Origin of the sequence: Adlercreutzia equolifaciens (assembly GCF_029076695.1) — a bacterium.
Taxonomy (GTDB): Bacteria; Actinomycetota; Coriobacteriia; order Coriobacteriales; family Eggerthellaceae; genus Adlercreutzia; species Adlercreutzia equolifaciens_A.
The window spans coordinates 1-301 of the sequence record NZ_JARFIK010000399.1; the positions used below are offsets into that span (position 1 = coordinate 1).

Sequence of the window (301 nt, forward strand, 5' to 3'; positions counted from 1 at the left end):
GGGAGCAGGCGGTGCTAGAATGCAGGAAGCCGACGAAAAGGAGCTCTCATGCTGTACGACGAACGCACGCTGCGCCACGACCAGGCCTTAGACATTGCCCAGAAGATGCTGGAAGCCGCCCGAACGGCACCTAAGGGCAAGGGCATCGACGTGATCGAGTGCGCCGTTGTCGACGGCGACGAGCAAGAGGCGCTCGCATGCGCCATGAGAGCATCGGCGAAGAGCGCGGCCACCAGTTCTTTCTGCGCGACGCGGGCTGCGTGCGCAAGAGCCAGTGCGTGGTGCTGGTGGGCACGCGCAC

At 64.8% G+C, this 301-nt stretch carries 1 protein-coding gene; it reads left to right on the top strand.

Going from position 1 to position 301, the window contains the following annotated elements; all coding sequences use genetic code 11:
• Positions 1-48: 48 nt before the first annotated feature.
• Positions 49-301 (top strand): hypothetical protein (locus tag PZH32_RS12905; protein WP_275208652.1); only part of this gene is annotated, 253 nt, incomplete at its 3' end.